The sequence below is a fragment of the Rhizobium sp. CNPSo 3670 genome (assembly GCF_057784555.1).
Genome location: NZ_JBXSOL010000050.1, coordinates 1 through 24,991, shown reverse-complemented (window position 1 = coordinate 24,991; position 24,991 = coordinate 1). Strand labels below are relative to the sequence as shown.

General features: G+C 61.4%; 23 protein-coding genes and 4 pseudogenes. 17 read left to right on the top strand and 10 right to left on the bottom strand.

Features of this window, described 5'->3' with window-relative positions; genetic code table 11:
- The first annotated feature begins 345 nt into the window (after positions 1 to 345).
- From AC13QO_RS28020 to AC13QO_RS27995, 6 genes and pseudogenes are all read left to right on the top strand, one after another.
- Positions 346 to 636, top strand: a complete 291-nt coding sequence (locus AC13QO_RS28020) for a hypothetical protein (protein WP_097600515.1) — start codon at positions 346 to 348, stop codon at positions 634 to 636.
- A gap of 107 nt (positions 637 to 743) precedes the next feature.
- On the top strand, positions 744 to 1,100 hold the full coding sequence (locus AC13QO_RS28015) for a hypothetical protein (RefSeq protein WP_488542528.1): 357 nt from the start codon (positions 744 to 746) through the stop codon (positions 1,098 to 1,100).
- An 81-nt stretch (positions 1,101 to 1,181) separates the two neighbouring features.
- Entirely contained in the window at positions 1,182 to 1,508 is a 327-nt protein-coding gene (locus AC13QO_RS28010) for a DUF2934 domain-containing protein (protein WP_085781733.1), read from the top strand.
- Between the two features lie 5 nt (positions 1,509 to 1,513).
- Positions 1,514 to 1,933 carry an HD domain-containing protein gene (locus AC13QO_RS28005; protein ID WP_085781732.1) on the top strand — a complete coding sequence of 140 codons (420 nt, stop codon included), beginning with the start codon at positions 1,514 to 1,516 and terminating at the stop codon, positions 1,931 to 1,933.
- 231 nt (positions 1,934 to 2,164) lie between these two features.
- Entirely contained in the window at positions 2,165 to 4,492 is a 2,328-nt protein-coding gene (locus AC13QO_RS28000) for a PAS-domain containing protein (protein ID WP_488542527.1), read from the top strand.
- 156 nt (positions 4,493 to 4,648) lie between these two features.
- Positions 4,649 to 4,987, top strand: a pseudogene (locus tag AC13QO_RS27995) (carbohydrate-binding protein); the annotation flags it as partial.
- Here the strand turns inward: AC13QO_RS27995 and AC13QO_RS27990 are convergent.
- Positions 4,982 to 5,992, bottom strand: a complete 1,011-nt coding sequence (locus AC13QO_RS27990) for a GlxA family transcriptional regulator (protein ID WP_085781730.1) — start codon at positions 5,990 to 5,992, stop codon at positions 4,982 to 4,984. The pseudogene AC13QO_RS27995 and the gene AC13QO_RS27990 sit on opposite strands and share 6 nt — an antisense overlap.
- The gene (locus AC13QO_RS27985; RefSeq protein ID WP_085781729.1) at positions 5,989 to 6,555 is read right to left on the bottom strand and encodes an isochorismatase family protein; all 567 of its coding nucleotides are present in this window, start codon (positions 6,553 to 6,555) and stop codon (positions 5,989 to 5,991) included. The genes AC13QO_RS27990 and AC13QO_RS27985 overlap by 4 nt, the downstream gene beginning before the upstream one ends.
- A gap of 206 nt (positions 6,556 to 6,761) precedes the next feature.
- Between AC13QO_RS27985 and AC13QO_RS27980 the strand changes: the two genes are divergently transcribed.
- Positions 6,762 to 7,430 (top strand): response regulator, encoded by a 669-nt coding sequence (locus AC13QO_RS27980; RefSeq protein WP_085781728.1) that lies wholly within the window; start codon positions 6,762 to 6,764, stop codon positions 7,428 to 7,430.
- Positions 7,420 to 8,817 carry a sensor histidine kinase gene (locus AC13QO_RS27975; RefSeq protein ID WP_085781727.1) on the top strand — a complete coding sequence of 466 codons (1,398 nt, stop codon included), beginning with the start codon at positions 7,420 to 7,422 and terminating at the stop codon, positions 8,815 to 8,817. Before AC13QO_RS27980 ends, AC13QO_RS27975 begins: the two co-directional genes overlap by 11 nt.
- Before the next feature lie 76 nt (positions 8,818 to 8,893).
- Here the strand turns inward: AC13QO_RS27975 and AC13QO_RS27970 are convergent, their stop codons facing one another.
- The 4 genes and pseudogenes from AC13QO_RS27970 to AC13QO_RS27955 all read right to left on the bottom strand — a co-directional run.
- Complete coding sequence (locus tag AC13QO_RS27970) at positions 8,894 to 9,775, bottom strand: ABC transporter permease (RefSeq protein WP_085781726.1); 882 nt, start codon at positions 9,773 to 9,775, stop codon at positions 8,894 to 8,896.
- An 11-nt stretch (positions 9,776 to 9,786) separates the two neighbouring features.
- Positions 9,787 to 10,605 carry an ABC transporter ATP-binding protein gene (locus AC13QO_RS27965; RefSeq protein WP_488542526.1) on the bottom strand — a complete coding sequence of 273 codons (819 nt, stop codon included), beginning with the start codon at positions 10,603 to 10,605 and terminating at the stop codon, positions 9,787 to 9,789.
- Positions 10,606 to 10,700: 95 nt separating this feature from the next.
- Positions 10,701 to 11,714: an ABC transporter substrate-binding protein gene (locus AC13QO_RS27960; RefSeq protein ID WP_488542525.1), complete on the bottom strand. Its 1,014-nt coding sequence runs from the start codon at positions 11,712 to 11,714 to the stop codon at positions 10,701 to 10,703.
- Positions 11,715 to 11,970: 256 nt separating this feature from the next.
- Positions 11,971 to 12,068 (bottom strand): annotated as a pseudogene (locus AC13QO_RS27955) (GntR family transcriptional regulator); the annotation flags it as partial.
- 177 nt (positions 12,069 to 12,245) lie between these two features.
- On the opposite strand from AC13QO_RS27955, the pseudogene AC13QO_RS27950 reads away from it, so the two are divergent.
- Positions 12,246 to 12,503 (top strand): annotated as a pseudogene (locus AC13QO_RS27950) (CopG family ribbon-helix-helix protein); the annotation flags it as partial.
- A gap of 2 nt (positions 12,504 to 12,505) precedes the next feature.
- Positions 12,506 to 12,773 (top strand): annotated as a pseudogene (locus tag AC13QO_RS27945) (type II toxin-antitoxin system RelE/ParE family toxin).
- 6 nt (positions 12,774 to 12,779) lie between these two features.
- Here the strand turns inward: AC13QO_RS27945 and AC13QO_RS27940 are convergent.
- On the bottom strand, positions 12,780 to 13,787 hold the full coding sequence (locus tag AC13QO_RS27940; protein WP_488542524.1) for a LacI family DNA-binding transcriptional regulator: 1,008 nt from the start codon (positions 13,785 to 13,787) through the stop codon (positions 12,780 to 12,782).
- 210 nt (positions 13,788 to 13,997) lie between these two features.
- Here AC13QO_RS27940 and AC13QO_RS27935 point away from each other — a divergent pair, with 210 nt between their 5' ends.
- The 6 genes from AC13QO_RS27935 (at position 13,998) to AC13QO_RS27910 (ending at position 21,703) form a co-directional block, all read left to right on the top strand.
- Complete coding sequence (locus AC13QO_RS27935; protein ID WP_085781722.1) at positions 13,998 to 15,317, top strand: alpha-L-fucosidase; 1,320 nt, start codon at positions 13,998 to 14,000, stop codon at positions 15,315 to 15,317.
- Between the two features lie 49 nt (positions 15,318 to 15,366).
- On the top strand, positions 15,367 to 16,590 hold the full coding sequence (locus AC13QO_RS27930; protein WP_488542523.1) for an ABC transporter substrate-binding protein: 1,224 nt from the start codon (positions 15,367 to 15,369) through the stop codon (positions 16,588 to 16,590).
- Between the two features lie 52 nt (positions 16,591 to 16,642).
- The gene (locus AC13QO_RS27925; RefSeq protein WP_097600620.1) at positions 16,643 to 17,569 is read left to right on the top strand and encodes a carbohydrate ABC transporter permease; all 927 of its coding nucleotides are present in this window, start codon (positions 16,643 to 16,645) and stop codon (positions 17,567 to 17,569) included.
- Positions 17,559 to 18,443: a carbohydrate ABC transporter permease gene (locus tag AC13QO_RS27920; protein WP_085781720.1), complete on the top strand. Its 885-nt coding sequence runs from the start codon at positions 17,559 to 17,561 to the stop codon at positions 18,441 to 18,443. Before AC13QO_RS27925 ends, AC13QO_RS27920 begins: the two co-directional genes overlap by 11 nt.
- A gap of 169 nt (positions 18,444 to 18,612) precedes the next feature.
- Entirely contained in the window at positions 18,613 to 19,542 is a 930-nt protein-coding gene (locus AC13QO_RS27915) for a substrate-binding domain-containing protein (protein ID WP_085781719.1), read from the top strand.
- 16 nt (positions 19,543 to 19,558) lie between these two features.
- The gene (locus AC13QO_RS27910) at positions 19,559 to 21,703 is read left to right on the top strand and encodes a methyl-accepting chemotaxis protein (protein ID WP_085781718.1); all 2,145 of its coding nucleotides are present in this window, start codon (positions 19,559 to 19,561) and stop codon (positions 21,701 to 21,703) included.
- A 122-nt stretch (positions 21,704 to 21,825) separates the two neighbouring features.
- Here the strand turns inward: AC13QO_RS27910 and AC13QO_RS27905 are convergent, their stop codons facing one another.
- Positions 21,826 to 22,194 (bottom strand): antibiotic biosynthesis monooxygenase family protein, encoded by a 369-nt coding sequence (locus tag AC13QO_RS27905; protein WP_085781717.1) that lies wholly within the window; start codon positions 22,192 to 22,194, stop codon positions 21,826 to 21,828.
- 97 nt (positions 22,195 to 22,291) lie between these two features.
- On the opposite strand from AC13QO_RS27905, the gene AC13QO_RS27900 reads away from it, so the two are divergent.
- Positions 22,292 to 22,768 carry a MarR family winged helix-turn-helix transcriptional regulator gene (locus tag AC13QO_RS27900; RefSeq protein WP_085781716.1) on the top strand — a complete coding sequence of 159 codons (477 nt, stop codon included), beginning with the start codon at positions 22,292 to 22,294 and terminating at the stop codon, positions 22,766 to 22,768.
- A gap of 36 nt (positions 22,769 to 22,804) precedes the next feature.
- On the opposite strand, the gene AC13QO_RS27895 is transcribed toward AC13QO_RS27900, so the two are convergent.
- On the bottom strand, positions 22,805 to 24,067 hold the full coding sequence (locus AC13QO_RS27895) for a DUF3422 domain-containing protein (protein WP_488542522.1): 1,263 nt from the start codon (positions 24,065 to 24,067) through the stop codon (positions 22,805 to 22,807).
- 352 nt (positions 24,068 to 24,419) lie between these two features.
- Positions 24,420 to 24,991 (bottom strand): extracellular solute-binding protein (locus AC13QO_RS27890; protein ID WP_488542521.1); only part of this gene is annotated, 572 nt, incomplete at its 5' end.

Below are 24,991 nucleotides of genomic sequence, written 5' to 3'. Positions count from 1 at the left end.
CTTCCTCCATAGACAAACAATGACGACGTTGTCGGCTCTGGCCGAACCGGATTGATGAGGTCCGGGTGCAAAGTCGCGCCTTGCGCGAATGATCTGGTTCGAGCGTTTTTCGATTTCAAGAGGAGCAGGAGAAAAATTAGCACTCTCTACCGGCGACTGCTAGCAGCTCTCCCCGGGAACAGAAGGCCCGCTCCTGCGTTCGGCATAATGACGATCTCGTCCCCTCGGCTCGAAGGCGAGTTCAAACTGTACATGGCTTGAATCCGGATGTCGGCGTTCCTAGCTCTCAGGCGATCGAGGCTCGAAGAGCTCGATCACCGTCCCACGTCTTTAGGAGTGAGTGACATGGAAGAGAAGACCAATATAATCAAAGACCTCACTATCGAGGAACGCGAGGAGATCTTCGTCGATATCGCTCGCACGCTGGAGGATACGGCGCGCGAGGCGCTTGTCGAAGGCAATACGCACTTTGCCGTACTCTCCAACAACATGGCGGAAGCAATCCGCGTCAATGCCGACGAACTCGCTCGCGACGATCCCGAGAATGCCGAGCGTGTGTTGCTTCAGGCAACGGCCATGATCTCGCAGTTCGAGGCCGTGCACCCTTATCGCATGGTGAGCATGGCCGTTCACTGATTGCCGGCAGCACGGTTCGGCTCGACCGCCCGCCCGAATCAATCGCCAGCATGCGGAACTCTCGCCGCTGGCGGAGGTTATTGGATCACAGCATCGAAAGGAGATCCATGACCACTTCCCCAACCAACATGTCTCCCGAGAGCGGAACCGACGATGCGCGCTCCTTCGACACGCATCAAGCCGAGGCCGATCGCCAGGCGGCATTGGAAGCCGCTCGACGCAACGCGCGTTCGACGGTTGATCGCGATAGCGGTACTGAGACACCAAGCCTGAAACTCGCGAAGGAGTATCTCAGCCTCGGCGGGCGCCGCCGGTCCAAAATTGATGACAACATCACCACTGTTCGCCAATGGGAGGAGGATCCCCCGGCGGCCGAAAGCTTCTGGAAAGAGCGGGTGGAGACCCTCCCAAAGGATGAGCGCAAGCAAGTGGAAGATTTTCTTCCCACCATCAACACGCCTTGAAAGACGAAGCTGCGCTGAGAGCCGTCGGGAGCGCCGGAGCCAGACGAACGCTGCAAGGTCAGGTCGAAACTGGAGAAGATCATGGCCATAGACAAACACGAGCAGATACGGCGGCGCGCCTATGAAATCTGGGAAGCCGAAGGTCGCCCTGAAGGTTCGGACCTGCGTCATTGGATGCAGGCCTGCGACGAGCTGGCTGGCGAAGACGAGCATGAGACGCTGCAAGACCTGCTTGATCAAGACGACAGAGATGATGCGGCCTTGCTTCAAGGAGCCGGGGAAAGCGGTGACCTCGACCCGCCGCAAGCCGGCCTTGCTCAAGTTGCCGGGGCGACGACACCCGATATCGAGATAACAACGGGAGAGAAGCCTTCCCGGCGGAAAATCAGAAGGACCGAAGGACCGTAACCGCGATGCAGCATCTCGACCATGCCATGCAAATCGCCATAGAGGCGCATGAAGGGCAGGTGGACAAGACCGGCCGGCCATTCTTCGAGCATTGCCAGCGGGTCGCGCTTCTCGTGTCGGGAGAGGAGGCGCGAACGGTCGCCTATCTTCACGACGTCGCCGAGAAAGGCAGCGGCTGGACGCTCGACAGGTTGAGGGAGGATGGCTTCCCGCCGGCGATCATCTCCGCGGTGGATGCCTTGACACGGCGGTCCGAGGAGACTGATGACGAATTCGTCAGACGCGCCGCATCGAATCCGCTGGCCCTGCCAGTCAAACAGGCCGACCTTGAAGACAATCTCCGACAGGCCGAACAAGCCGGCGAGAAAACCGAAAAATACCAGCGCGGTCTGGATCTCCTGCACGACATCCGGAACGAACGCTAGGTCTGGGCGACGCCGAAATCTCAAGGAATGTCCTGCCGGGGTCGTCTTGCTTCACCTGGTATTTTCCGCGTCGCCCGCAACCGTTCTTCAACCATAGAACGTGGCGCACCCTGGCGCCGACCTGGGGTGAGGGGCGTGTTAACCCGTACGACTTATAGTCGCGTCCATGTGGACGAAGCGGGAACGGTCGTGTCCGGCGAATTGCACACAATCTTGGCAATGGATAGCACGTTGGCAGGCCTGCATGGCGTCGGTCACGCCCTTGAGCGGCATGGTATCGTGCTGCGCCTTCACCTCGATCGAGCTGAGTTTCACGATTTGGCCGTCAAAAGACCGCTGCCGGCGCTCATTCTGCTGGACGCCCTGTCGCCGGAGGGACGCGGTCTCGAAGACTGCCGGCGTCTCAAATCAAACCCCATAACGTGTGATATTCCGGTCATCATCGTGGTCTCGCCGGAGGATGAGGAGGGCAGGATCGGAGCGCTTGCCGCCGGTGCTGTCGATTGCGTTTCCAATCTTGTCTCCGCCGCGGAGCTCGTCGCCCGCATTAACCGACATATCGAGCTCGGCGCAGTCCAGGCGGACCTGCGGCGGCGCAACGAGCAACTCGATACGGCGCTTGCCAGCATGGGACAAGGCGTCTGCCTGTTCGACGAGGCCGGCCGGCTGCTGCTTTCAAACAACCGTTATGCCGAAGTCTACGGACTTGATCCCTCCGTCATCCATCCGGGACAGTCACTCGAAGACATACTCAAGCTGAGACAGGGGGTCGGCGCCGTTCCCGCCACCTCGACCTCGGAATATCTCGCCTGGGCCGAAGCGACCAACAGGGGCGATACGCCCCGAGACTGGATCAAGGAACTCAAGTCGGGCCAGATCATCCGCGGCTATCATCAGCGCACGTCGGACGGCGGCTGGGTATCGACCCATGAGGACATCACGCAGGCTTGGCAGGCTGAAAAAGCTCTTGCGAAGGCGCATGTCCAGGCAGAACGCGCTGAGCAGGAGGCGCGGGCGGCGCATGCACGTCTTCTGGCGGCTTTCGAAGTCGTCCCCGAGGGCCTCGTATTGTTCGACGAGGAAGACCGCTTCGTCCTGTGGAACCAGAGATATGAGCAGCTTTACGCCGAAAGCGGCGATATGCTCGTGAAAGGCATGCGCTTCGAAGACCGCCTGCGTGCTGGTCTCGAACGCGGCCAATATCCGGAAGCGGTCGGGCGCGAGGAGGAATGGCTGGCGGAGAGGCTGGCCCATCATGCAAAGCCCACCAGCAAACACGAGCAGCGCCTACCCGGAAACCGCTGGATACGGATCGAAGAACGCCAGATCTCAGAAGGCGGCAGTGTCGGCATACGTGTCGATATTACCGACCTTAAAATGCAGGAGGCGTCGTTCAGGCTTCTGTTCGAAGGCAACCCGATGCCGATGTGGGTTTACGATCATGAAACGTCGAGATTTCTCCACGTAAACCAGGCTGCCATCGATCACTACGGCTATCGTCTGGAGCGATTCCTGACGATGCGGCTGTCCGATATCGAGGCGCAGGAAAGTAACCCGCCGCAGGGCGTCGTTTTCGATGTCGAGGATCCTGCCTCGTCCCACTCTTCCCGCCATCTCAAGGGAGATGGCACGGCCATCGAGGTTACCGTCTATTCCACCTGCCTGAACTACAAGGGTCAGGCGGCATCGCTGATGGCTGTCGTCGACGTCACCGAGGCCAAGCGCGCCGAAAAGGCATTGCTGCAGCACCGCGACACGCTTGAAGAGATGGTGCGCTCCCGCACGGTCGAGCTGGCGCGGCAGACAGAAGTGCTCGAACGCATGCTCGAACAGGAAAAGCAGATCAACGAATTGCAGCGGCAATTCGTCTCGATGGCGTCGCATGAATTTCGCACCCCGCTTGCGGTGATCGACGGCGCGGCGCAACGGCTCATCCGGCGCAAAGAGGCAGCGACGCCGGAGTTTCTTTGCGAAAAAGCCGATCAGATCCGCGGTTCGGTTTCGCGCATGCTCGAACTGATGGAAAGTATCCTTGCTGCCGGGCGGTTGGACCACGGAAGGATCAATATCGTGCACAAGCCGTGCTCGATCGCGGAAATTATCGAAATCTGCGGCGCCCGCCAGGAGAGCATCCGGCGCACCCACCGTTTTCTCCTCGACCTCGATCGGCTTCCTTCGACCATTTATGGGGATCATCCTGCGCTCGACCAGGTCTTCAGCAATCTCTTCTCGAACGCCGTGAAATATGCGCCGGACTCTCCAAACGTCCACGTCACCGGATGGCAGGAAGGGGACAGCGTTTGCATCACTGTCCGCGACGAAGGCATCGGCATCGACGCCGATGACCTCCCGAAGATGTTCCAGCGTTATTTCCGCGCCAGAAGTTCCACCGGCATTGCCGGCACTGGCATCGGCCTTAATCTCGTCAAGCAGATCATCGAACTTCACGGCGGATCAATAGAAGTGGCAAGCAGTCGTGGGAACGGCACGACATTTACACTTCGGATTCCGATCGGCGCGGAGATGTCGGATGAACTGCGCGTTGCTGCTGCCCGCTAGGCAAGGAGGCGGGAATCAGGCCCGCTGGCGGAGGCGTTGAAAAAGGCCATCAGAAGCGTTGGCCTTCATCGCGCCAAGCGCGGATCTCCTCCGGCGTCGTGACCTGACGGCCGGCGCGCTGTGCCTTGATCTCGGCGACCAGCGCATTGATATCGTTTGACGGTGGAGTTCGGCAAGCCGGTCCGCGTCGATGAAATTGTCTTCTACTTTCGCGCAGACTTCCCGCATGATTCCTGGTGGAAAGAGGTGAGCGTCACCTTCTCGAGCGGCAAGACCTCTCGTTTCCCGCTCGTCAAATCCGGCGCGGCGCAGGGCTTTTCCATCGAGCCTTGCATAGTCGAATGGGTTGAACTACACGGCCTCATCAGGGCCGAGGACATCTTGCCCTTTCCGGCGCTGACGCAGATCGAAATCTGGGGAACGGAGGTGGCCGGCGCTGCAACCTTCGGCATCGATGATGAGGTCGGGCGCGCGCCCCTTCCTCTTTCTCTATGAGCCCGGGGCCGGTTTCGTCCGGGCCGCGCTCGGCGGGCTGTCATGCAGGCGGTTCCAGGCGCGACGGAGTTGCCGGGCCGAGCCGAAGCCGGCGCGCATTGCCACGGCCTCCATATCCAGCCTTGAGCCGGCGAGCATCTCCCGGGCGAGTGCTACGCGCATGCGGTTGACGAAATCCGTGACACTCATGCCGGTATGTTCGTTGAACAGCCGTGAGAGGTTTCGCGGGCTGGCGCCGCTGAGGCGCGCGAGCGAGGCTACCGACCAGTCGCGGGAAGGATCGGCGGCGACTGCATCCTGAACACGATGGATGGCCGGGTGGATATGGTTGCGGCCTTCGAGCCAGGGCGAAAGCTGCGGATCCGAGCCGCCGCGCCTGAGATAGACGACGAGATAGCGCGCCACCGCAAGCGCACAGGCATGTCCCGCCGCTTCGGCAACGATATGCAGCATGAGGTCGATGCCGGCGGTGATGCCGGCGCTCGTGAGGCGCTCCCCATCCTCGACGTAGAGCCGATTGTCCCGGATGCGCGCGGTCGGCGCAAGCCTTGCCAAGTCCTCCATGCAGCCGTGATGGGTGGTGCATTCGCGGCCGTCGAGCATTCCGGCCTCGGCGGCGAGCAAGGCGCCCGAGCAGATCGAGGCCAGCCGAACGCCCGGGCGAATGGCCCGCTTCAGCCAGGCGACGATCGCGGCCTGGGAGGCACGCTCCTTTTCGTCCCAGGGACCATTGTTTTCCATCGGCGCGTCGGCGCTGCCGGCGATGACCACAAGCGCACGATCGGGCAATCGCTCCGGCAAGGCGGCGACACCAGTCACCGCAAGGCCGATCGAGCTGCCAACGGTTGCCGACGGACCGACGTAGGTGACGCTGAAACGGACTGCCTTTTGTTCGAGGTTCGCCTTGCGCAGCACTTCGATCGGACCGGCGATGTCGAGCAGCAGCACGCGCGGCGGCACGACTGCGAAGACCGGGATATCGAAGGGCTGCGCTGTATCAGTCATGCCGCGAGTTGCTCTCCGCGCCCCGCCAGCGCCTGTTCGACGGTGGCGATCCGGGCGAAACGGCCCGACAGGACCAGTTCCGTGCGGCCCCGGATTTCCCCGGCGCTCCATGTGCGTCCCGATGCGTCGGTCATCGGGAAGGTCAGGGTCGCGTCGCCGACGTAGTCGACTTGATAACCGAGATCCGAGGCATGACGGGTCGTGGTCTCGCAGCACTGTTCGGTGCGGATGCCGGAGACGATGATGCGGCGAACGCTATTCTCGGTCAGCCACACGTCGAGGCCGGAACCGACGAGTGCACTATGACGGCTCTTCCTGAAGGTGGCGTCGGGAGCGATCCTGAGAGGGGCGAGCGTTCTGACGAAGCCCGAGCCTTCTGAAAACGGCCCGCGTCCATCGACATGAAAGATCTGGATGACGGGTATTCCGCGGGCTTCTGCGCCGTCGATCAGAGCCTGCTGGCGTTCAATATAGGCGGGTGCGAGGCTTTCATCCCAATAATCACGCTGCCGGAAGGACTCCTGGGCGTCGATGACGAGAAGAATGGTATCATAGCCGGACATTTCTTGCTCCTTGGATGTTGATGATGAAGCCATATTCGGCAATCTCAAGCCACAGGAAAATGCCCGCACTGGACAAATAGCGGACAATTCGCGCCAATGGATGCCATGAATGAGATTGACGCCGGAGGGGAAGGCGATATCCGACGCCTGCCGGCCTTGCATGCGCACGCTTCCGCCAAGCCCTCCGCACGTGTTAAGGGGGTTGGATGAGACTGCTTGTGGTGGAGGACAACAAGGATCTGGCGGCCTGGCTGGGCAAAGCCCTGCGGCAGGCGCAGTACACTATCGACCTTGCCTATGACGGCGAGGACGCCCAGCATCTGCTCAAGGTGGCGGAATATTCGGCGATGATCCTCGACCTTTCGCTGCCCAAGCTTGACGGGCTGACGCTTTTGAAGCGGCTGAGACAGTCCGGCAGCAAGCTGCCGGTCATCATCCTGACTGCGAATGCGAGCCTGGACGGCCGTGTGGCCGGGCTCGACAGCGGCGCCGATGACTATCTCGCCAAGCCGTTCGAAATCGCTGAACTCGAGGCGAGGATCCGTGCCGTGGTGCGCCGCGGCCAGGACCGGGCATCCTCCGAGATCACCGTCGGGAACCTGCGTTTTTCCGGCGGGACGCGGCAGTTCTTCGTCGCCGACGAACCGCTGCAATTGACGCCGCGGGAATATGCCGTTCTCGAACAGCTCGTCATGAAGCTCGGCACCACGGTCTCGAAAGCCGCCCTCTCCGAAAGCGTCTTCGGTTTCGACGACGAGGCCGATCCCAGCGCCATCGAAATCTACGTCCACAGGCTGCGCAAGAAGCTCGAGAACAGTTCGGTTCAGATCGCGACGCTGCGCGGGCTCGGCTATCTCCTCAGACATGTCCAATAGTGTCGTGACAAAGGCCGGCGGAACGATCGTGCGGCTCAGCCAGAGTCTGAGGGTGCAACTGCTCTGTTGGGTCCTGCTGACGCTCTTCGGCGCCATCGCCTTCAATCTCTACGACAGCTTCTGGTCGGCCGACGCGACGGCAAAGCTGGTGACGGATCGAACGCTCCTCGCCTCGGCGCGCGTCATCGCCGAGGCGGTGCGCGTCGACGAGGGCGGCAATGTTCAGGTGGATGTGCCGCCGGCCGCGCTCGAGATGTTCGATACCGGCTTCGGCGACCGTGTCTTTTACAAGGTCATCACCGCCTGGGGCAATCTGGTGAGCGGCTTTCCCGATCTGCCGCTGCCGGCCGTCCAGCGCGCCGGCGAGGATCGCGCCTTCCACGGCGCCGATGTGCGCGTCCTGATGCTCGATCATCCGGTCGTCGGTCTTCCCAACGACGGCACGATCTCGGTGACCGTCGCCGTGACGCATAACAGCCAATATGCGATGCGAAGACAGTTGTGGCTTTCGGATTTTTCGAAGCAGTTCGTGCTCGTCTTTCTCGCAAGCCTGGTGACCATCCTAGGGCTCCAGCGCGGCCTTGCGCCGGCGCTCAGACTGCGGGACGCGGTACGAAAGCGAGGGCGCAACCGTCTCGATCCGCTGCCGCCGGAGATGGTTCAGATCGAACTACGCCCGCTCGTCCATGCACTGAACGATTATATGGAGCGCGTCCAGAGTCAGATGGCCGCACAGCGGCGCTTCGTATCGAACGCGGCGCATCAGTTGAGGACGCCGCTCGCGCTGATTTCGACGCAGGCGAGTGTCGCGTCCCGCGAAGACGATGCAGCCCGCCGCGACGAGGCGCTTGCTGCCCTGCGCACCAGCACGCGGCAGATTTCGCGCCTGGCCAGCCAGCTTCTGACCTTGTCGCGGGCCGAGCCCGGCAGCCGCCGCCCGCGCAGCGATGCGACCGATCTCAGCAAGGCTGCCCGGGAGATCCTGGAGACCTATGCCGAAGAGGCGCTCAAGCGCAACATCGATCTCGGTTTGGAGGCGGACCGCCCCGTTATCGTCGAAGGCGACGGGACGATGCTGCGCGAGATGCTGGTCAACCTCATCGACAACGCAATCCGCTATAGCAAAGCCGATGGACGGGTGACCGTCGCCGTCGGTCAGGCGGGCGGCAGTGCCGTCGTCACCGTCGAAGACAACGGGCCGGGTATTCCCCAAGAGGAGCGCGAGCAGGTTTTCGAACGGTTCTACCGGATCATGGGAACGGAAAGTGAAGGAAGCGGTCTGGGCCTTTCGATCGTGCGCGAGGTCGTCGAAGGCGCCGGAGGTTCGGTTTCGCTCGGTGCTGCTGAAGGCGGCGGCCTCGTCGTGACGGTGCGGCTTCGGCTTTAAACAGGCGACACATCAAATGAATAAGGCCGGGCATCGCGCCCGGCCTTCGCTTCGATCTGCCTTGGGAGGAGGCGGATTACTGCGTATCGAGCTGCTGCTGCGGACGCCATTTCGCAAGGCGGTTTTCGATCAGCGTCATGATGTATTCGGCAACAAGGGTGACGACCATGACGAGGAGAATGGCCGCGAACATGCCGGCGGCATCGAAGGTGCCCTTTGCGATCGAGATCAACTGGCCGATGCCGAAGCGGGCGCCGACGAATTCGCCGACGATTGCGCCGATGATCGCAAAGCCGAAGGAGACGTGCAGGCTGGCGAAGATCCAGCTCATCGCCGAGGGAATGACAACCGTGCGCGTCACCTGCCAGTCCGATGCGCCGAGGATGCGGGCATTCGCAATCATGTTGCGGTCGGCTTCGCGCACGCCTTGGAACGCGTTGGCGAAGACGACGAAGAACACCATGATGAACGCAAGCGCCACCTTGGACGGTAGGCCGAGACCCATGATCATGATGAAAATCGGGGCCAGCACCACGCGGGGGATCGAGTTGATCGCCTTGATGTAGACGGAGAAAATGTCGGACAGAAAGCGGTTGCGGCCGAGGCCGATGCCGACGAAAACGCCGGTGATCGAGCCTGCGAAGAAGCCGATCAGCGCCTCCTCCATCGTCACCCAGAGATTATACCAGAGCGACCCTTCGGTGGTGCCTTCGGTCGCCCATTCATAGAGACGCTCAAGCACGCCGCTCGGGCTCGAATAGAAAAACGGATCGATCCATTGCATGTTGGAGGAGAGCTCCCACATGCCGATCACGAAGACCAGGATGGCGATCTGCCAGAAGCGTACGAGCGTGTTGCGCCGGCGTATCGCCTTCAGCGCGGAGGCTTCGATCTCGGCATCTGACGTGCCCGGACGAAACAGGGTGGCCGAACCGGCCTCGAAAGTCGTGCTTGCCATGATATCCTCCGTCAGGCCGCTTCGCTTGCGCGGCGGTAGCTGGTCTCGACCTCTTCGCGCAGGTCTTCCCAGATCGTCTTGCAGTAGTCGATGAAGCTCGGCTCGTAGCGGATCTCCGACACCACGCGCGGGCGGGGAAGGTCGATCGGGTAGACCGATTTGACCGTGGCGGGACCGGCGGTGAGCACATAGACCTTGTCGGCAAGCGCCACGGCCTCTTCGAGATCGTGGGTGACGAACACCACCGAGGCTTTGCGCTCCGCCCAGAGCTTCAGAAGTTCTTCGTGCATGACCGTGCGGGTCTGCACGTCGAGCGCCGAAAAGGGCTCGTCCATCAGCAGGATCTCAGGTTCGTTGATGAAGGTCTGTGCCAGCGAGACGCGCTTGCGCATGCCGCCCGAAAGCTGATGGGGATAGTGGTGGAGAAACTTCGACAGGCCGACGCGGGCCAGCCAGTCGCGGGCGCTCTGTTCCGCTTCGGCGCGTGACTTGCCGCGAAACAGCGGGCCGGCCATGACGTTTTCGATCACGTTTTTCCAGGGGAAGAGCGCATCCGTCTGAAACGTGAAGCCGACACGCGGGTCGATGCCGGCAATCGGACCACCCATCAGCCGCACTTCGCCGGCGCTCGGGCGTGCGAGGCCCGTCACAAGATTGAGCGTCGTCGACTTGCCGCAGCCGGTCGGGCCGACGACGGCGACGAATTCGCCCCGGGCGACCGTCATGTTGAAATCGCGAAGTGCTGTGAGGGATTTGCCGGTCGGCGAGACGAAACGCCGGCTGACATTGATCAGCTCGATCGCCGGGATCTGCTTATTATCCTGTTGCATGATGATACCTGAGGCGTGCTTTGGGCGCGTGCACGCAATGCCCATGGACCAATCGGACGCCCGCTTCCGGTCGCAGCCGAAAGCGGCGCGACGCGTTACTTGACGTTCTTGACGAATTCCGTCGTGTAGGTCTTGGAAAGGTCGATCTGCTTGCCCTTGACGTTCTTGGAGAACTCCGAGAGCACGGCAAGCACCGTCTTCGGACCATCTTCCGGCATGACACCGTCAGGCGTGAACATGCCCTTGCCCGCGTCGAGAGCCTTGACGTAGCCGTCCTTGTCGCCGACGTAGAAATCCTTCGGCATCTTGTCCGCGATCTCGGCGGCAGAATGCGTGTTGATGTACTTCAGCGTCTTGACAAAGGCATTGGCGAGCTTCTGCGCCTCTTCCTTGTGGGCGTCGACCCAGGAGGCTTCCATATAGAGCGAAGCGGCCGGATAGGTGCCGCCGAGCGCCCGACGGGTCGACTCGACCGCACGCATGTCGACGAGCACGCCGGCTTCGCCTGTCTTGATCAGGCGCGAAATCGTCGGTTCCGTTGTCATGCCGGCCTGGATCTGGTCTTGCTGCATAGCGGCGATAAAGGTGCCGCCGGCGCCGACCGGAACGGTGACGACGTCGCCGGGCTTTAGGTCGGCCTTCGAGGCCATGAACAGGGTGAGGAAGTTGGTGGAGGAGCCGAGACCGGTGACGCCGAGGCTCTTGCCCTTGAAGTCGGCCGGCGACTTGATCTCCGGGTGCTTGCTCGAAACCATCTCGACCTCGCCCGGCGCCTGGCTGAACTGGACGATGGATTCGACGAACTTGCCCTTGGCCTGAAGATCCACACAGTGGTCATAGAAGCCGACGACACCCTGGACGGCGCCGGCCAGCAGCTGGTTTTCGGCATCGACGCCAGCTGCTTCGTTCAGCAGTTCGACGTCTAGACCCTCATCCTTGAAGTATTCGAGGGATTCGGCGAGCTTGGCGGGCAGATAGATCTGTTTCTCATAGCCGCCGACCATGATGGTGATCTTGTCGGCGGCGCTGGCGGCGCTCGCCGTGAATGATGCTGCAGTAAGAAGCGCGGAAAAAGCGACGGTGTGAAAAAGGTTGCGTGAAGAACGCATGGAAATCTCCTCCTGATGGTTTACCCGCATCGTCGTCTCGTCACCTTGGCCGTGTCTCCTCCACGATGCAGCCCTTTCCTAAGACGTCGAAGCTTTCAACTAGCTTTCAGCCGCAGTCCAAACATCACGCCGATGCGGGTGCGCATGGGTTTTACAATAAACGCGGCTGTGAAACGGGTCAGCAGATTTGCGCGCAGCGGCTGGGATGGCGATTGGTTTGGAGATGTCAGAACAGTTGCAGCTTTTTGCGCCGGCCTTAGCTGGTAAAGCTTCGCAGATCTTGAGCAGGTTGCGATATCTTGCTTGGCTGCCGACCAGATGCTCGCGCATGGCATTGCGGGCGGGCTGATCGTCCAGCCGTTTTTCCTCCTCGACTGCTTTGGGCAATGAAAATTCGGCATTGTATTTGTGACGACCTCAACGTTGCGTCAGCCTGCCGGCAAGCCTCAGTCGGACGTCATGATCTATAGTTTTGGATGAAATCAAAATTGATCGCTATGATTATAGATGGTTGATGATGAGGAGTTTTCGATGGAGACCAAAGTTCTGACGGCCCATGTTCCATTGGCGCTTGCGCAGAAGGTCGATCAGCTCGCATCTCGGCTCGAACGTTCGCGGGGCTGGATCGTCAAGCAGGCCCTGACTGCATGGATTGACCAGGAAGAGGAGCGCCGGCGTTTGAAGCTTGAGGCGTTGGCCGACGTGGATAGCGGCAACGTTGTCGATCACCAGTCTCTTCAAGCCTGGGCCAATAGTCTCGATGGCGACGCGCCGATTTCGTTGTCCCGTTGGTGGAAGTCAAGTGGACGAGCAAAGCGGTCTCGGACATTGCCCGCTTGTACGACTTTCTCTCCCCCGTCGACCGCTGCCCGAACTGTGCAAGCACTGACGGCAGCCCCCGCACGAATGCTCGAACAGCCGCGTCTTGGTGAACGGCTTTAGGAGTTAGATCCTCGTGAGGTCCGCCGCATTCTCGTTGGCCGTTATGAGCTACCCTACGAAATCCAGCAGTCGACGATCTACGTATTGCGGCTTTGGCATACGCGTGAGGATCGGTAGAAGCCCTTACAGCCGCCTTGTCGACTCCCCGCGCACGAATCTCGGCGTCAGGATGAAATCCTGCGGCGGCTCGGCGGCGGCTTCGGGGCTTGCGATCCTGGCCAGCAGGCGCTGTGCCGCCAATTGGCCGAGCTTCTGAGCATCCTGCACGACCATGGTGATGCGGGGCGTGATGACGTTGCTCCAAGGCACGTCGTCGACCATTGCCAGCGAGACGTCGTCGGGGCAGCGAAAGCCCATTTCCTGCATCACCTGCAGGGTTGCCAGCCCGGTCATGTTGTTGGCGCCGATAATGGCGGTCGGCCGGTCGCGGCGGGTGAGCAGGCGCATCGCCTGCGTATGGCCGCCGCTCCTGGTATAGCCGCCCTCGACCACGAGCGACGGGTCGACGTCGACGCCGGCGCCGGCCATCGTGTCCACGAAGCCCTTCAGGCGCTCGTCGGCGGTGTGCAGGCCGCTCGGGCCGGAGATGAAGGCGATGCGCCGATGGCCGAGTTGCAGCAGGTGCTCGGTCAGAATCGTCGTCGTCAGCGGATTGTCGGAGCCGACGAAGTCGCGCTCGGCGCCCTCCACCTTCTGGTCGAACATCACGATCGGCGTCTTGAAGGCGCGCAGGAAGGTTGCGTATTCCTCGCCGCGTCCGTTTGCCGCCAAGGCGATGCCTGCGATCTTCTGCGCCTGCAGCCGCTCCAGAAGCGCCCGTTCGAGATCGGCCCGGCCGGAGGAGTCGGCGATCAGCACGAAATAGCCGTGGTCGAGCGCCTGATGTTCGATCTCGCGGCGGATGTCGCCGAAGAACATGTTGCTGAGATTGGCCGACACGAAACCAATGAGCGAGCTGCGCCCCCGCGCCAGCGTCTGGGCCACGGGGTCGATGCGGTAGCCAGTCGAGGTTATCGCCTGCTGGATGCGGTCGAGCGTCTCGGCTCCGACCCGCCTCGGGCTGTTGAGCGCGAGCGAGACGGTCGAGATCGAAACCCCCGCCAGGCGCGCGACATCTCGTATGGTCGTCATGTGTGTCGAACCGGTTCTACAGCTTTCTTTTGTCATATTTTATTCGTCTATGCAACAGAACACGGCGAAATGCATGTTCTGACGGGCAAATTGCTAAGGGATTTACGAGTTGTGAATTCTAGCTTGACAGAGGCTGGATCAAGGAGGATGTTCACTCACCGAACCGGTTCGACATGAAGTTGAGCCCGGAAAAACAGGGAGGAGAATCCTGTGACGAGTTCGGAGCGCCAGCCGGAAAATTCGATGCCGGGAGCGGGTAAGCATGCCTGGTTCAGTCATGACCGCCTCGGCATGTTCATCCATTGGGGGCTTTATGCTCTTGGAGCGCGGCATGAGTGGTTGAAAAACCGCGAAGAGCTCACCGACGATCACTACCAACGCTATTTCGACAATTTCGATCCCGATCTTTACGATCCCAAGGAGTGGGCGCGCCGCGCGCGTCTCGCTGGGATGAAATATGTCGTGGTGACGACCAAGCATCACGAGGGTTTCTGCCTGTGGGACAGCAAGGTCACCGACTACAAGGCGCCAAACACGCCCTGCGGCAGGGATCTGCTGACGCCGCTCGTCGAGGCCTTCCGCGCAGAAGGATTGAAGATCGGCTTCTACTATTCGCTGCTCGACTGGCACCATCCGGATTTTCCAATCGACGTCCACCACCCCTTGCGCAATCATCCGCAAGCCGAGTCGCTGAATGCCGGCCGCAACATCGCCAATTACGCTGCCTATATGCGCGAGCAGGTGCGCGAGCTTCTGACCGACTTCGGCCGCGTCGACATCATCTGGTTCGATTTCAGCTATCCCCGCCGCGAGTATCGCGGCTTGCCCGGCAAGGGGCGCGCCGACTGGGAGAGCGAGAAGTTGCTGGAGCTGGTGCGCGAGCTGCAGCCGGAAATCATCGTCAACAACCGTCTTGATCTGCCACCGGGCAAGCTGCCCGACATCACAACGCCGGAACAATACACGCCGCGCGTGGCGCCTGCCATCGCCAGCCAGGGAGTGCTCTGGGAAGCCTGCCACACCTTCAGCGGTTCCTGGGGCTATCACCGTGACGAGGATAGCTGGAAGAGCCCGGAACAGATCATCCAGTTGCTGATCGATTCCGTCTCGCTCGGCGGTAACCTGCTGATGAATGTCGGCCCGACCGGCCGCGGCACTTTCGATGCCCGCGCCATCGAGGCGCTCGAGGTCTACCAGCGCTGGATGGAGGTCAATGCGCGCTCCATCTATGGCGCCGGCCCGTCCGAACTTCCGGTGCCGGCCGGCTGCCGCTACACGCAGCGCGGCAACCGCCTCTATCTGCATGTCTATAACTGGCCTTATCGCCACATCCATATCGAAGGCCTCGCCGACAGGATCGCTTATGCGCAGTTCCTGCACGACGCCAGCGAGGTGCGCTGGCTCAGCCAGACGAAGGAAGTGGATTCCAATATCGGCGTGATGGTGCCGGAGGGCATGATCACACTCGAACTGCCGGTCCGGCGACCTGACGTTACCGTCCCGGTGATCGAGATCATCCTCAAGGCGTGAACTCGGTCGCATTCGCGTGTTCATTGCGTCATGGAGGGAGGAGAAACCCATGAAGGTTCTGAAGAAAACGCTTTTGCTTGCCGCAATCGGCGGCAGCCTCTTTGCTACAGCAGCATCGGCCGAGCAGATCAACCTGACCTGGCAGATGTGGAGCGGTTCCGATGCCGACACCAAGGGCTGGCAGCACCTGGCCGAAATGGTGACCGCCAAATATCCCGATATCAAGGTAACGCTGACGACGACGGGCTGGGTCGACTACTGGACCAGGCTGCCGGTGCTGGCTGCATCCGGTCAGCTCGCCGACATCGTTTCCATGCAGTCGCTGCGCATGCCGAATTTCTATTCGCTGCTCGAACCTTTGAACGACCGGATCGCGGCCGACAAGTTCGATGTCGGCGCCTTCACGCCCTCCATCATCGGCGGCATGTCCGTCGACAAGCAGCTCTACGGCCTGCCCTATGACGTCGGTCCATGGGTCATCTACTATAACCAGGATGCGCTGGAAGCCGCCGGCATTCCGCTGCCGAAGCCGGGCTGGACACTCGCCGAATTCACCGACGCCGCAAAGAAACTCACCAAGGACGGCAAATACGGTTTCGGCATCACGCCCCAGAACTATTCGGTCCTCGCCTCGGCCTGGGGCGACAAATATGTCAATGATTCAGGAGAACTCGACCTTACCAATCAGAGCGCCATCGGCGCTGCCGACAGGGTGATCGGCTTTGCCGCAAAGGACAAGATCGCGCCGCTGGTGCCATCGAGCGCCGATGCCGGAACGGTCATCCAGGGCCGGTTCAATTCGGGCAATGTCGCCATGTATATCGACGGTCCCTGGTCGATCATCGGCATGAAGGACAAAGCCAGGTTCAAGATCGGCCTCACCACCCTGCCCCGCGAGAACGACAAGGACCTTGCCGCGGTCACGGCCGGCTCCGGTTTCGGCATTGCCACGACGAGCAAGAACAAGGATGCGGCCTGGAAGGCGATCCAGGTGCCGACGAGCCCCGAAGCGCTGCAATATCTCGCTGAACAGGGCCGTGCGCTGCCCGCCCGCACGGCCTCGCAATCCTCCTGGTACAAGGTGGCGGCCAAGGACATCACCAATGGCGGCGAGGCGCTCGATTATTCGCTTGCGCATTCGGTGCCCTATGCGATCACCAACAATTGGGCGGCGGTGGAAAACCTGTTCAACCAGTATTTTCCGCCCGCCTTTGGCGGCAGCGCCGACGCCAAGCAGACGATGGAAACCATCCAGAGCCTCGCGCAGCAATAGAGCGTGTCGCGCTAGAGCTCGGCGGCGGGAGCTGCCCCGCATGGAGGAAAAGATGTCGGAAAGCGCCGTTGCCGAAATCGGCCTGCGACCCGCTCAGCCCAGGCGCTTCCTGAAGCCCGAGACGCAGACGGCCATGCTGTTCCTGCTGCCGAGTTTCCTTGGCTTCATGATCTTCATGGCGCTGCCGATCCTGGCGTCGCTTGCGCTGTCCTTCACCAACTGGCAGCTGCTGACGACGCCGTCCTTCGTCGGCTTTCAGAACTATATCAAGCTCTTCACCGTCGATCCCGCCTTCTACACGATATTGGGCAATACGCTGTTCTTCGCCGTCGAATATCTGGCCGTGAATATCATCGTGTCGCTGACGCTGGCGGTCTGGATATCGAGCCTCAAGCGCGGCAAGGCGATCTTCCGGGTGATCTTCTTCCTGCCGACCTTTACCCCGACGATCGCAGCCTCCGTGGTGTGGCTGCTGATCTTTACGCCGGACGGGCTCGCCGACAGCGTCATCCGGTGGCTCGGCCTCGGCCTGCCGAATTTCCTGCTGAGTTCCAGCTGGGCGATGCAGGCGGTCGTGCTCGTCACGCTCTGGGCCAATGTCGGCTACAACGTGGTGATGTTCAACGCTGCGCTCGACCTGGTGCCGAAACACTATCTCGAAGCGGCGATGATCGACGGGGCGGGTCCGTGGCGGCGCTTCTGGCGCATCCGCCTGCCGCTCATCTCGCCGACGGTGTTCTTCGCCACCGTCATGACGGCCATTACATCGCTCCAGGTCTTCGACGAGATTTTCGCCATGACGCGCGGCGGCCCGGGCTCGGCGACGGCGACCCTCGGCTTCGCCATCTACCAGAAGGGCTTCACCAATTTCCAGATGGGTTATGCCTCGGCGCTTGCCTGGGTGATGTTCGTCATGATCATGGGCCTCACCATCCTGCAGTTCCACATGCAGCGCAAATGGGTGCATTATGACGACTGAAGCGACCTCACGGCATCCGCATTCCCAGTCCCAGAGCCGGCATCGCATCCTGCGGCGGATCGGCACCTTCATCAGCTATGCAGGCCTGTCGCTGATCGCGCTGCTCTTCCTCTTCCCCTTCTTCTGGATGGTGTCGAACGCGGTGCGCTCCAATACCGAGGTGCTGGCCGTGCCGGTCCGCATCCTGCCGGAGGAATATCAGTGGGGCAATTTCGTCGAGGCGCTGGTTTCGCTGCCCTTCGGCACGTTCCTGATGAATTCCTTCATCGTCGCCTGCGGCGTGACCGGGATCGTACTCGTGGTTTCCTGCCTTTCCGCCTATGCGTTTGCACGCTTGCGGTTCCCCGGACGGGAAGTGCTGCTGCTCACCTATCTCAGCACTCTGATGATCCCGCAGGTGATGCTGGTCATCCCGCTCTTTCTCGTCGTCAGCAAGCTCGGCTGGATCAACACCTATCACGGCATGATTCTGCCGGTCGCCTTCTCGTCTTTCGGCACCTTCCTGCTGCGGCAGTTCATCCTCGGCATTCCCAAGGATCTCGACGAGGCGGCGATGATGGACGGGGCGTCGCGCCTGCGCATCCTGATCACGGTCATCGTGCCGCTCGCCATGCCGGCGATCGGCCTGCTCTCGCTCTTCACCTTCATCGCGCAGTGGAAGAGCTTCCTTTGGCCGCTGATCGCCACCAGCGGCCTCGACAAGGCAACGCTGCCGCTCGGGCTCACTCTGTTCCAGACGCAGCAGGGCACCTCCTGGAACTACATCATGGCCGGCGCGACGATATCCATGGTTCCGGGCGTCGTTCTCGCGATCGTGCTGCAGAGGGTGATCTACAGGGGCATCACCGTCGGCTCCGGCTTCGGCGGGCGCTGAAGTGAAAACAATGACTTGATGCCGTCGCATCAAGTTCGGCTTGATCCGCCCAAGTCCAGCCGCTTGGCGACTTAAGATCGTGCGTTAATTTCTCGCTTCGGGGCGAAAAGTAAAATTTAACCAAGATTTGAAATAACGCATTCCAAATCCGGATTGCGCAGGGGAATTCATGAAGACGGCTACGCTTGCATCCATCGCCCTGGCGATGTCGGTCACTGTTGCGAATGCGCAGACGATCGGCGTTTCGATGTCCGATCTCGACAAATTCAGGACGGCGCTTCTCAACGGCGTCGTCAATCACGGCGAGACGATCTCCGGCCTCAAGCTCGTCACCGAAAACGCCAAGGGTGATAACGAGCTGCAGAAGAAGCAGGTCCAGAAGCTCATTGCCGACAAGGTCGATGCGATCATCCTGGCCGTTTCCGACGGCGACCTCGGGCCGCAGATGACCAAGATGGCGGCGGATGCCGGCATCCCGCTTGTCTACATCAACAACGTCCCTTCCAACCTGCTCGATCTCCCCGAAAATCAGGTGGTGGTCGCCTCCAATGAGAAGGAATCCGGCACGCTGGAGACGAAGCAGGTCTGCGCGCTTCTGAAGGGCAAGGGCCGCGTCGTCGTGCTGATGGGCGAGCCCTTCCACGCAGCCGCCCGCGCCCGCACCCAGGACATATCGGATGTCATCGCAACGCCTGAGTGCAAGGGTCTTGAGATCGTCGAGCGGCAGGCGGCCTATTGGTCGCGTGATTATGCCGACCAGCAGATGCAGGAATGGCTTTCGGCGGGCGTCAAGTTCGACGCCGTGATCGCCAACAATGACGAGATGGCGCTCGGCGCGATCCGCGCCATGAAGAAGGCCGGCATGCCGATGAAGGATGTCGTTGTCGCCGGCGTCGACGCGACCGACGATGCGCTAGCCGCGATGGTGGCCGGCGATCTCGACGTGACCATTCTCCAGAGCGCTGTCGGACAAGGTGCCGCGGCGGTCGACGCCGCCGTGAAGCTCGTCAACAAGGAGAAGGTGCCGCGCGAAAACAACGTTCCCTTCGAACTCGTCACACCTGAGAACATCTCCACATACCTGCCGAAGAGCCAGTGAGCATAAGAGGCCTATAATGTTGCATTTCTGGAATAAATTCGGCATCCGAGCGCAGATCACTTCCGGCTTCGTGCCGTTGATCCTTCTGATGAGCCTGCTCACCGTCAGCGCGATCTCCGGCATGAACGGGCTTGCCGCCATCTTCGCCTCCTATCGCGCCACGGCAGGCCAGAGCCTCGCCATCTCGGACTACAGCGACCAGCTGCACGAGATCCAGATGTCGGCCGAAGCCTTCCGCTCGACGCCGACGCAGGCTGTTGTCGACAGTTTCCGTGCCGGCGTGAAGGCTTTCGAGGCGGACGATCCGCGTTTTGTCGGCAATAAGGAGCTGCAGTCCGGCCTAGCGATGATCCGCCAGGATATCGCTGCCTACGGCAAGGCCTTCGAACAGATCGTCGCCCTTCAGGCCCGGCGCGACCTGCTGATCTCCAAGGTCACCGAATTCGGCCCTTGGACCAGCATCGCGCTCAACGACGTCATGCGCAGCGCCTGGCGCCAGAACGATGTCGCCCTGCTGCACATGACGGCAGAAACGCTGGAAGCCCTGAACCGCAGCCTCTATTTCTCCGAGCGCTTCGTGCATTCGGACGATTTTGCCGCCTATGACACGGCGCAGGCAGCGCTTGTCCAGGCGGTGGCGCTGAATGACGCCGCCGCCAAGGCCGCCAAGAACGAGCTGCAGAAGAAGCGTTTGATGGGCGCCGGCCAGCTCATGCAGAATTACACCGCGCGCCTCGGCGACATGAAGGAGGTGCTGCAGACCTCCGGCAATATCCGCCAGACGCAGCTCAACGTTTTGGCGCCGAAGATCGCAGGCGAGTTCAAGGACCTGCAGGCGACCGTGACAGGCGCGCAGAAGAACCTCGACGGCTCGGTCGAAGCAACAGTTGCCTCGGCCACCAGCACGACGCTTGTCATCAGCGGCCTGTTGATCGTCATCGGCCTCGTGCTTTCCTATTTCGTCGGTCGCCTGATTTCCTCAGCGGTGCGCGGCATCGCACAGTCCATGGAACAGCTTGCCCGCGGCGACGATGCCATCGTGATCACGGGCGTCGAGCACCGGCACGAACTCGGCGCCATGGCGCGTTCGCTGAAGGTGTTCCAGGAGACCGGCCGCGCCAAGCTGATCGCCGAAGCCAATGCCGAGCGAGCGCGTCTGGCGGCCGAAGAAGAGCGGCTGCGCCAGGAAGCCGAGCGTCTCAGCGATGCGCAGGTGATGGAACATGCCTTCCACCAGATTTCGATTGGGCTTGATGCGCTCTCGAAGGGGGATCTCTCGGTCCGCGTCGGTGAAGTCGACCATCGCTATGTCCGAATCCGTGATCACTTCAACAGCTCGGTCGCGAGCCTTGAAGAAGCGGTCGACTCGGTCATCCGCGCGGTCACCACCATCCGCTCCGGCCTTGCCGAAATCTCCACCGCTTCCAACGATCTTGCCCGCCGCACAGAGCAGCAGGCGGCTTCGCTGGAGGAAACCGTTGCAGCCCTCGGCGACGTCACCCGCGGCGTCAACGGAACGGCCGAGGGCGCCAGCCGCGCCCAGGCGGTAGTGGCAACCGCCCGCACCAACGCTGAAAAGGGCGGCGAGATCGTCTCCCGCGCCATCGCTGCGATGACGGAAATCCAGAATTCGTCGTCGAAGATCGGCAACATCATCAGCGTCATCGATGAGATCGCCTTCCAGACCAACCTGCTGGCGCTGAATGCCGGCGTCGAGGCTGCGCGAGCCGGTGAAGCGGGCAAAGGCTTTGCCGTCGTCGCTCAGGAAGTGCGCGAGCTCGCGCAGCGTTCGGCCAATGCGGCAAGGGAGATCAAGGAACTGATCTCCACCTCGTCGATGCAGGTCAAGACAGGCGTCGATCTCGTCGGCGAATCCGGCGTCTCGCTCGAACAGATCGTCGAGCAGGTGACCGCGATGAATGCGACCGTCGCTGAGATCGCGGTGGCCGCCCGCGAGCAGGCCACCAGCCTGCGCGAGGTTTCGGCCGCCGGCGACCAGATGGACAAGGTCACGCAGCAGAACGCCGCGATGGTCGAAGAGACCACGGCCGCGGCCCAGAGCCTGACGCAGGAAACCGAGAGCCTTGCCGAATTGCTGCGGCGGTTCAGGACGCGCGGCGGCCGGGCGACAGAGCATCGGCACTACGCAATGGCGTCCTGACCGTCCGTCTGCACGAACGCTTGACCTTTCCCGCCGGAGCAAACCGGCGGGAAAGGGTGAAGTTCATGGAAAGGCGAAAACTCAAGCTGACTTAAGGTCATGATCCTGAAGACGGCGCTGGGTTAGGCGACGCAGATGTCTGCGACCGCGACCTTCTGGAAGAGGTGCGGTGACGCGATTGCCGACGACGGATAGGCTGAGCTCTTGGCTCTGAACTCGGGATGGATAAAGGCGGCCCGGAAATGCGCGTTCGATTCCCAGACGGCGTAATTGAAGTAGGTCGGGTTTTCGCCGACTGCGCGATGCAGCTGCGTGGAGATGAAGCCGGGCTGGCGCTTCATGAAGGCGGCGTCGGCCTGCCAGACCTCGAGGAATCTGGCCTCGTCCGCCTTGTCGAGAGTGAAAAGATTGATGAGCACGACCGGGGAGGCTTCGAGCTCGATTTGCCGGTTGATCGGGAAGGCGGGGTCCATCGGACGAATGTGTGACATGACTTGCTCCATTCTATATGGTTCTATGGTGTCAATTCGACATGATGGAAACATAATTAATTGACACTATGATGTCAATTAAACCGCATGGTGCCAAATGGCTGAACCCGAACGAACCGCCGCCGGATCTGCGTTGACCGCTCTCGTCCTTGACCTGTTCAGACTGAACAACCGGATGCTGACATCAGGAGACAAGCTCGTCGCCAGTCTCGGGCTGACGAGTGCGCGCTGGCATGTTCTCGGTACAATCGCAGCCTCGGAACGTCCGCAGCCAGTCGCCTGGCTTGCGCGCGACATGGGAGCCAACCGCCAGAACGTGCAGCGCATCGTCAACGATCTGGAGAAGGAGGGGCTCGTCGCTTTTGCAGCCAACCCCCATCACCGGCGGGCGCAGCTCGTCGTGCTGACGGAAAAGGGACGAGACACCCAGAAGGCGGCCATGCGCCTCCAAGCTCCATGGGCGAGTGGTCTCGCTGACGGCCTCGAGGTTGTGGAGATCGAGACGACGCACCGCGTCATTAAAACGCTTCTTCACAAGCTGGAAGGAAGCGAAGAGGTTGGTGAAGAGGCCTAAGGTCGGTCTGCGGCAGGCTGTGTGCCCGACGCGGCTTCAGTGGCTTCCGTGTACCGCGCTATGCGGTGCGCCGGCGATGCTCCGGCGAACGTGGCGAACGGCGGTCCAGACGGCAAAGAGCACCAAAGGGATGGCTGCGAGCACGGCGAGCTTGGTCATATGCGGATCGACGCCCAGTTCGGAAATGCTTTCGAGACAGATCTTGGCAAGGCCAACGGTATAATACGTGATGGCAATGACCGAGAAGCCTTCGACCGCCTGCTGGATATGCACCTGGATGCGCGCCCTCTCTTCCATGGAGGTGAGCAGAGAAGCATTCTGATCCTCGAGCTGAACCTGCACGGTGGTTCTGAGCAGATCGCCGGCGAGACTGACCCGTTCGGCGAGCTCATCGAGGCGGCGCTCTGCGGCATGCACGGAACGGACGGCCGGCTGAAAGCGCCGTCCGATGAAGGTGCCGATCCGCTGGCGCTGCTCGACGCGTTCCTCGCGCAGCTCTGAGACCCGGCTGGCGACGATCTCGGCATAGGCTTTCGTCGCCCCAAACCGGTGGCGCGCCAGCGCAGAGAAGTTGAGGACGTCGGAAGAGAGCCTTGTCACTTCGGAAAGCAGCGCCTTGTCAACTTTTACGGCGCTTTGCATGTGCGTGATCAGGAGATCGAGGCGCCGGTCGAAGGCCGACAGCTGGGAGATCGTCTCGCGCGCCATCGGCATCGCCAGCATCGCCATCATCCTGTATGTCTCGATTTCGAGGACGCGCCGGACCATCCGGCCGGTGCGATAGGCGTTGAGATTGCGGTTGAAGAACAGGAATTCGACGAAACCGCTGTCGCTAAGGCGGAAATTCGAATGTACTTCGGCATCGCCGCCGCCGACCTTGGAGGCGACATAGTCGAGCATGGGTTTTTCGAGAGCCAGTCCGTCCTTCTCGTCGCGCACCAGCACCCGGACGGCGGCGATCACCTTTCCGTTGATCCTGTCGCAGCAGGCCCTGAAAGCCTCGGGCGGATGACTACCGGGCGCAGAGGCTGCAGGTGTGACGAAGGTGAGGGTGAGGAACTCGGTATGCGCCTCCCATTTCAGCCGGCCGTCACCGAAGCGGCCGATGCCGTGGTTGCCTCCGAGAGTGGTCGAGACGTCCTTCAATCCCGGCAGGGAAACCGGCAGCGGAGGCGAGCCGTTGTCGCCGACGATGGCGACATGCCAGACATCGGTGTCGCCATCGAAGTAAAGCGACGGCCGCGCATGCAGTTCGTCATGCAACTCCCTGCGCAGCGGATGCTCGGAACCGATCGGCATGGGAATGCACCTCTAGATGGTAGACGGATCGACGGCTGACGTGACCGGGATTGCCGGCGTTTTGAACTGACTACCAGGCCTATAGCCTCTCTCACGGCACGTGTCACGACGACTTCTCCGCCGAATGTGTAAGACTGCCTGAATATACTTGATCGGGCGGCAATACTCTGGAACTTGCTCCGCTGTACGGTAACGGCGGTCCGGCGCGATGCCGGCGACAATCCGATCTCTTTCGCGATCAACGGATCGGCCGAAGGATCAGCCGAAGCATGGCCAAAAGACGATCAGCCACGGCCCGTTGCGAGGTCGTGGCTGATGCGGCGCGCAATCTGTGGGAGACAGGCGCGGCCGGTTACTTGTTGGCGGCGAGCGTCACGTTGATCTTGTCGACGTCTGCGCTCATCGCCTTGAAAGTGTCTTCGAGAGAAAGCTCGCCGACGATCAGCTGGCTCATCCGCTGGACGATCAGCTGATAGATGGCGCCCGATCCCTTGAGGCGTTCCAGATCGCGGGCGGCCTGCGGCGCGCTGTCGCGGGCCGCGAGGAAGACGGCCATGGCTTCCTTGGCGTTCTTGCTGTCGAGCTTGTACTGCGGATCCTTGATGTCGGCGCCGGTCAGGATGACGTAATTTTCGGCGATTTCACGCTGCACCTTTTCAGAGCCGAGGAACTCGATGAACGAGGCGACGGCCTGCGGATACTTGGTGCGCTTGAAGCCGACGATTGCCGTGCCGCCGGGCATTGCATAGCAGCCGGCATCGCCGCAAGGCGCGCTGATCGCCGTCCACTCGAAGCCGTCGCCGATCTTCTTCTGGAACGGATTGACCATCCAGTTGCCGGCCAGATAGGTCACGACATTGCCATTGACGAATTCGTCACCCATGTTCTTGTACTGGGTTCCGCCGGCCGCACCCCACATTTCCT

What these genes read in the sequence shown, in the direction of transcription:
- AC13QO_RS27915 (WP_085781719.1), top strand. Translation starts at nt 18,613, where the DNA reads ATGAAGACGGCTACGCTTGCATCCATCGCCCTGGCGATGTCGGTCACT.
- AC13QO_RS27985 (WP_085781729.1), bottom strand. Translation starts at nt 6,555, where the DNA reads ATGTCCGGCTATGATACCATTCTTCTCGTCATCGACGCCCAGGAGTCC.
- AC13QO_RS27960 (WP_488542525.1), bottom strand. Translation starts at nt 11,714, where the DNA reads ATGCGTTCTTCACGCAACCTTTTTCACACCGTCGCTTTTTCCGCGCTT.
- AC13QO_RS28020 (WP_097600515.1), top strand. Translation starts at nt 346, where the DNA reads ATGGAAGAGAAGACCAATATAATCAAAGACCTCACTATCGAGGAACGC.
- AC13QO_RS27900 (WP_085781716.1), top strand. Translation starts at nt 22,292, where the DNA reads ATGGCTGAACCCGAACGAACCGCCGCCGGATCTGCGTTGACCGCTCTC.
- AC13QO_RS27965 (WP_488542526.1), bottom strand. Translation starts at nt 10,605, where the DNA reads ATGCAACAGGATAATAAGCAGATCCCGGCGATCGAGCTGATCAATGTC.
- AC13QO_RS27910 (WP_085781718.1), top strand. Translation starts at nt 19,559, where the DNA reads ATGTTGCATTTCTGGAATAAATTCGGCATCCGAGCGCAGATCACTTCC.
- AC13QO_RS27925 (WP_097600620.1), top strand. Translation starts at nt 16,643, where the DNA reads ATGTCGGAAAGCGCCGTTGCCGAAATCGGCCTGCGACCCGCTCAGCCC.
- AC13QO_RS27920 (WP_085781720.1), top strand. Translation starts at nt 17,559, where the DNA reads ATGACGACTGAAGCGACCTCACGGCATCCGCATTCCCAGTCCCAGAGC.
- AC13QO_RS28015 (WP_488542528.1), top strand. Translation starts at nt 744, where the DNA reads ATGACCACTTCCCCAACCAACATGTCTCCCGAGAGCGGAACCGACGAT.
- AC13QO_RS27930 (WP_488542523.1), top strand. Translation starts at nt 15,367, where the DNA reads ATGAAGGTTCTGAAGAAAACGCTTTTGCTTGCCGCAATCGGCGGCAGC.
- AC13QO_RS27970 (WP_085781726.1), bottom strand. Translation starts at nt 9,775, where the DNA reads ATGGCAAGCACGACTTTCGAGGCCGGTTCGGCCACCCTGTTTCGTCCG.
- AC13QO_RS27940 (WP_488542524.1), bottom strand. Translation starts at nt 13,787, where the DNA reads ATGACGACCATACGAGATGTCGCGCGCCTGGCGGGGGTTTCGATCTCG.
- AC13QO_RS28010 (WP_085781733.1), top strand. Translation starts at nt 1,182, where the DNA reads ATGGCCATAGACAAACACGAGCAGATACGGCGGCGCGCCTATGAAATC.
- AC13QO_RS27975 (WP_085781727.1), top strand. Translation starts at nt 7,420, where the DNA reads ATGTCCAATAGTGTCGTGACAAAGGCCGGCGGAACGATCGTGCGGCTC.
- AC13QO_RS28005 (WP_085781732.1), top strand. Translation starts at nt 1,514, where the DNA reads ATGCAGCATCTCGACCATGCCATGCAAATCGCCATAGAGGCGCATGAA.
- AC13QO_RS27895 (WP_488542522.1), bottom strand. Translation starts at nt 24,067, where the DNA reads ATGCCGATCGGTTCCGAGCATCCGCTGCGCAGGGAGTTGCATGACGAA.
- AC13QO_RS27980 (WP_085781728.1), top strand. Translation starts at nt 6,762, where the DNA reads ATGAGACTGCTTGTGGTGGAGGACAACAAGGATCTGGCGGCCTGGCTG.
- AC13QO_RS27905 (WP_085781717.1), bottom strand. Translation starts at nt 22,194, where the DNA reads ATGTCACACATTCGTCCGATGGACCCCGCCTTCCCGATCAACCGGCAA.
- AC13QO_RS27990 (WP_085781730.1), bottom strand. Translation starts at nt 5,992, where the DNA reads ATGACTGATACAGCGCAGCCCTTCGATATCCCGGTCTTCGCAGTCGTG.